At 51.6% G+C, this 5,361-nt stretch carries 4 protein-coding genes and 2 pseudogenes; 3 read left to right on the forward strand and 3 right to left on the reverse strand.

The genetic code is table 11. The annotated features are described in order from the left end of the window. Window positions 1-140 precede the first annotated feature (140 nt). Window positions 141-978 (reverse strand): annotated as a pseudogene (locus tag IKE44_RS10185) (amino acid permease); the annotation flags it as partial. Window positions 979-1,263: 285 nt separating this feature from the next. On the opposite strand from IKE44_RS10185, the gene IKE44_RS10190 reads away from it, so the two are divergent. The 3 genes and pseudogenes from IKE44_RS10190 to IKE44_RS13865 all read left to right on the forward strand — a co-directional run bounded on the left by IKE44_RS10190 (window position 1,264) and on the right by IKE44_RS13865 (window position 3,435). Then, on the forward strand, window positions 1,264-2,637 hold the full coding sequence (locus IKE44_RS10190) for a sigma-54 interaction domain-containing protein (protein ID WP_287465816.1): 1,374 nt from the start codon (window positions 1,264-1,266) through the stop codon (window positions 2,635-2,637). A 49-nt stretch (window positions 2,638-2,686) separates the two neighbouring features. Beyond that, window positions 2,687-3,052 (forward strand): annotated as a pseudogene (locus IKE44_RS13860) (TatD family hydrolase); the annotation flags it as partial. Continuing rightward, a complete protein-coding gene (locus IKE44_RS13865; protein WP_080706547.1) occupies window positions 2,986-3,435 on the forward strand; it encodes a DinB family protein in 450 nt (149 codons plus the stop codon). The pseudogene IKE44_RS13860 and the gene IKE44_RS13865, both read left to right, overlap by 67 nt. Window positions 3,436-3,499: 64 nt before the next feature. Here the strand turns inward: IKE44_RS13865 and IKE44_RS10205 are convergent, their stop codons facing one another. Next, window positions 3,500-4,309, reverse strand: coding sequence for a DUF817 domain-containing protein (locus IKE44_RS10205; RefSeq protein WP_033016521.1), 810 nt, complete (start codon window positions 4,307-4,309; stop codon window positions 3,500-3,502). 167 nt (window positions 4,310-4,476) lie between these two features. After that, the gene (locus tag IKE44_RS10210; RefSeq protein ID WP_033016520.1) at window positions 4,477-5,034 is read right to left on the reverse strand and encodes a cupin domain-containing protein; all 558 of its coding nucleotides are present in this window, start codon (window positions 5,032-5,034) and stop codon (window positions 4,477-4,479) included. Between the last annotated feature and the right edge of the window lie 327 nt (window positions 5,035-5,361).

Here is a 5,361-nt window from a genome sequence, read left to right on the forward strand (position 1 = left end):
GGTCTGTGAAGCAGGTGGTTGTTCGGTCTTCCGTCACGCCTTGGCGTGACGGGGCAAGCCTATGGCTTGCCTTCGACAGTCGAAAATGGACAAACCGCTTTTCCGTCAAGGATATGTTAAACTTCTTCGTTGCATCTATATGGAATAAACGCCAGCCCGATGATCGTCGCCATATTCAACACAAACGCCGCGAGCGGCACGAACGGATACAACGGCGTCCGGTATTTCAGATCGCGCACATCGCCGCCTTCACGCAAAAACGCTTTTCGTCCAAAATAGCTGGACAGCGCGATGGAAGCCCACACCGTGACGGCGCCAAATCCCGCGATCGCCGTCAGCCAAACGTACACTGTATCTTCAGCGTAAATGCTGCACAAAAGCGACAAGCAGCCGATGGCAATGCTGGCAATAAGTGCGTTGATCGGCACACCGCGTTTCGATAGCTTGCTGAAAAACGGACTGACCATGCCTTGGCGCGACATCGACCAGAGGACGCGCGACGTCGCGTATAACCCTGAGTTGGCCACCGACAGCACCGCGGTAATGATGACAAAATTCATGATATCGGCTGCATACGGAATGCCAATGTTGTCAAACACCTCAACAAACGGGCTTTCCACAACGCCGGCTTTCTCCCACGGAAACTAACCAGCCAGCACAAAAATGGCCAAAATAAAGAAGATCAAAATGCGCCATACGGTGTTGCGCAACGCAACCGGCACCGTTTTTTCCGGCTCGCGGCTTTCCCCTGCCGCCACGCCGACCAATTCCGTCCCCTGGAACGAAAAGTTCACGAGGATCATCGTCGTAAAGATGGCCCAAAACCCGTTTGGAAACAATCCGCCATGATCAGTAAAATTCGGGAAAAACGGATCGGGCTGTATACGCAACGACGGCCCCGCCTGGCCCCGCCTCATGAATCGTATAACCCGATCCTAAAAACAAACCGGTGCCGATCACCCCACCTAGCGCGATCATAAATCAATGCCTGCTTTTTAGCTCTCGTTTCAGTTCTTGCACGGGTTGCACCCGAAAACTCTCCCCTCTCTATGATCGATTTCGCAACCGCTTACATTCCGAGAAAGGGAACAGAACCTCCCTTACTGCAAATCTATTTGTCAATTTATAATAAACTATAACTTTATTATGGAACTATTTTTGTCTATTTTCAATATATTTAGCAAAAAAATTTTTCACATCTTTCTTTCCCTTCCTGTCTCCCGTCCACCTTATGCTATAATACAAAAAAGAGAGGTGCTGATCGTGAACCGGGATATGGAAACGCTTTTATCAATGTATGAGCAAATTCTCGAAATGATCGACCTTGGCGTCCATGCCGTCGATCAACATGGGAAAACCGTCATTTACAACCGGAAAATGCGGGACATCGAGGGTATGAACATCGAGGACGTGCTCGATAAAAACATTTTGGACGTCTTCCGCTTCAACCCGGAGCAGCCGAGCACATTGCTTGAAGCGCTGCGCACCGGTGAAAGCATTCTGAACAAGCAGCAAACCTATTTCAATAACAAAGGACAAGCCGTGACAACGGTCAATCAAACACACCCGCTGCAAAAAGACGGGCGCATCATCGGCGCCGTGGAAATCGCCAAAGACATCACGAAGTTCCGCAAACTGATCCAAGAACACCACCAACGCAAGGAAGCCAGCCGCACGTTTGCCGATATCATCAGCCAAAGCGAAGCGATGCAAAAGGCCATCCGCCTTGCGCGTCATGCCGCCCGCTCGGAAGCGCCTGTGCTGCTCATTGGGGAGAAAGGGACAGGAAAAGACTTGCTCGCTTCCTGCATTCACCATGAAAGCGAACGGCGGGCCAAGCCGTTTTTTGCGCAAACGTGCCTGTCGCTTCCGGACGATTGGATGGAAACGATGCTGTTTGGCAGCGAAGAAGGCGGCGAGATCCAGCCCGGCTTGTTTGAACAAGCGGACGGCGGCACCGTCCTGCTTGACGATATTGACTCGTTAAGCCTGCCGCTTCAACAAAAACTCGCCCGTTTCCTGCAAGAAAAACAGTTTGTCCGCGCCCATGGCCAAGAACCGGTTCGTGCGGACGTTCGCCTCATCGCCTCGACAAGCGGCGACCCGATTGACGCGGTCCAAAACGGAGAATTGATCAAATCGCTTTACTACCAAATTGCCGTCCACTGCATCGTCCTGCCGCCGTTGCGCGAACGGAAAGAGGACATTTTGCCGCTCGCTATCCATTTCATCCGTCAAGGCAACGAGCGCTATGGCCTACATGTCGAAGGACTCGGCGATGACGTGCAAGAGGCGTTTCTTGCTTACAGCTGGCCCGGCAACGTGCGCGAGCTTGAGGCCTTCATGTTGGAAACGATGGCGACGATGGAACAAGAACAAACCATCACCCTCGCCCATCTGCCTGCCCCTTTTCGAGCCAAGCTGGCGCCCGACGAAGCGAAAACGGACTTTTTGTTCGATACGGAAGATATGTTGCCGCTTGACAAATACATGGAAGAAGTCGAAATTTACTACATCCGCAAGGCGCTGCAGCATCACGGCTTCAACATCACCAAAACGGCCAAAGCGCTTGGTTTGAGCCGACAAAACTTGCAATACCGCATCCGCAAGTACCAGATTGATAAGGAATGGGGATAAGCTGCAGTTGGCGATCGTACGGCCAAAAGGACAGGGGAGGTCGCTGTGGATGATCGACGCTCATATTCATCTCGACCAGTACACGGACATCGAGGAACAAATCAACCGTTGGCAAGAAGCGGGCATCATCGGCGTCGTCGCCGTATCCACCGATTTGCGCTCAAGCCACCGAACGCTCGAGTTGAAACAGCGATTCCCTTCCTTCGTCTACGCCGCCATCGGTTTTCATCCCGAGCAACCGCTGCCAAGCGAAGCCGATTGGAACGAATGGACAGAACTTGTCAAGCAAGAGCGGCCGCTGCTCGCCGCCATCGGCGAAGTCGGGCTGCCATACTATTCAGCGGAAGCATGCGCCAAGCTGCCCGCGTATCAAGAACGATTAACCGAAATCGCGGCCATCGCCGCTGGACCATCGCCCAAGTGCTCGAACACCTGTACTTAATCGAAACATCGATCGCAGCCATGATCGCCCATACATTAAAGCATGGCGAGAGTCAGCCGGTTGAGGAAAAACCGATCCACTTGACCGTTGACCGTTCCAAAAAAGTGGAGGCGCCTGATTTCGCCCGCCCGGACAACCGCTTTTTCACTCGACACGAACTGGAAGAAAAATTGCATCAATCGCGGCAACGGTTGCGCCAAATCACAGAGCAAGCCAATCCGGCTGACTTGGAAGCCAAATCGTTCCCGCATCCCATTTTTGGGCCACTGAATTTGAAGCAATGGGTGGAATTTGTCGGCTACCATGAACAGCGCCACCTCGCGCAAATTGAAGAAATCAAGGCACAGCTTCCGTGAGGAGCGGGCGGCTCATCAAGAAAAAAGCCGAGCAACGACCGGCCAAATCCCCGCCCTGCTCGGCTTACAACGATTTTCCATCTTCATGTGAACGCTCCACTGCCTCTGTCACAGCCATTGTTTTCACTTGCTTTAACGTCGCCACGATGAGAAAACTGACAATAACGAGCAAACACCACGAACTCACCTTCCCAAGATGAACAAGGCTCCACGCCTTCGCCTGGTTTGGATATTGCCAAGCGCCAAAAAAGGTGGCGATGTTTTCCGCGATCCAGATGAAAAACCCGATCAGCAAAAAGGACAAAACAAGCGGCATCCGGTAGCGGATTCCTCCGACCTCATACGTCACCCATGACCGCCAAAAGACAAGCATGACGAGGCTTGAGAGCCACCAACGAACGTCCACCCAATAATGGTGGGTGAAAAAATTCAAGTAAATCGCCGAAGCGAGAGGAACGACCATCCAAAACGGCGGCCATTGCACCAACTCCACCTTCAGCCTTCGCCACGCCTGGCAAAGATAGCTGGCGACGCTCGCATACATAAAGCCGCTGTACAAGGGCACGCCAAAGATTTTCGTATACCCCTCTTCCTCCGGATACGACCACGAACCCATGCGCACTTTAAACAGCTCGAGCGCAAGTCCAATGACGTGGAACAAGGTGATCACTTTGAGTTCATCCCGCGTTTCCATCCCTGACCGCACCATCCACCATTGCATGAGCAGGCAAATAACAAGCAGCCAATCATACCGCGGCAATAGCGGAAGCGGCGCGATCTTCGTCAGCGCCAATGAGGCAAAAATGACAACCGGAAACACGCAAGATTGCGCCTGCGCCCAACCGAAGCGAACAAGCTGCACAAACGCTTTGATGAGCCGCGACGTTCTGCCAAACGAACCCCTAAATGTTGCAGGCGGCACCCCTCGTTTGAAAGCAAAAACCGCAGAACACCCCTGACGAAGGGCTCTGCGGCTACTTTTTCCTATAATCAATTGAAAACCTGACATAACTCTGGTTTCCAACGAAACTGCCAAATCAGTCACCGATAATCGGCCATGGCCTCGGCTTTCGTCCTGTGAACCGTGCCAAACGGATGCTCGGGCGGAGCATAAATGGAATATAGCTTCAAGGGAACATGCCCTATATTGGTCACATTATGCCACGTCCCAGCTGGAATCATGATCGCGTCATCTTCGGACACTATTCTTTCAAAATCCAGACGGTCTTTTCGTTCCCCCATCTGCACAAGACCCTGTCCTTGTTCAATACGAATAAACTGGTCCACATTCGGATGAACTTCCAGTCCGATATCTCCTCCTACCTCAATGCTCATCAACGTCACTTGCAAATGTTTTCCTGTCCATAATGCGGTTCGGAAATTTTGATTTTGCTCGGCGGCTCTCTCAATATTGACAACGAACGGTTTTCCGCCGTAATCTCTCAATTTGATGGGAGGAAACCTGTCGTTCCTTGCATGTTGTAGCATACCGCAAGCATACGGTGACCAGCTCCACCAGCCATAATGAGGGGGGAAGTAACTGGACATCGGGTAGGGCCACTGAGTGCTAATATACGGATGGACGTAATTCGGATTCAATTGCCTGTTCACTCTCCTCACACTTGGAATCTGCTACTATCTTATGCAATGGCTCAGTCTGGCGTGACAAGAGCACACGGGCAAACGGAAACATCGCGAGGAAAAGAAACCCTCAAAAAGCTGTGGCCATTCGCCGCCATGAAACCCGAACAGGTTAGATCCTTATAGATATTATGTTGCATTCAACAATTCCCTACAAAACTATATACATGCTCATTGAAAAGTTAACCTTCGCATAAGCGGTGCCCACTCTGGTTATACTGCTCCTAAGGAAAAGCATGGGAAAGGAGCGGAATTCTGCATGAAACGTCTCAACATCATCGACAA

The sequence above is a fragment of the Geobacillus sp. genome (assembly GCF_017515625.1).
Taxonomy (GTDB): domain Bacteria; phylum Bacillota; class Bacilli; order Bacillales; family Anoxybacillaceae; genus Geobacillus; species Geobacillus stearothermophilus.

Coding starts and splice junctions, on each gene's coding strand:
- IKE44_RS13865 (WP_080706547.1), top strand. CDS start 2,986: ATGCGCCAAGCTGCCCGCGTATCAAGAACGATTAACCGAAATCGCGGC.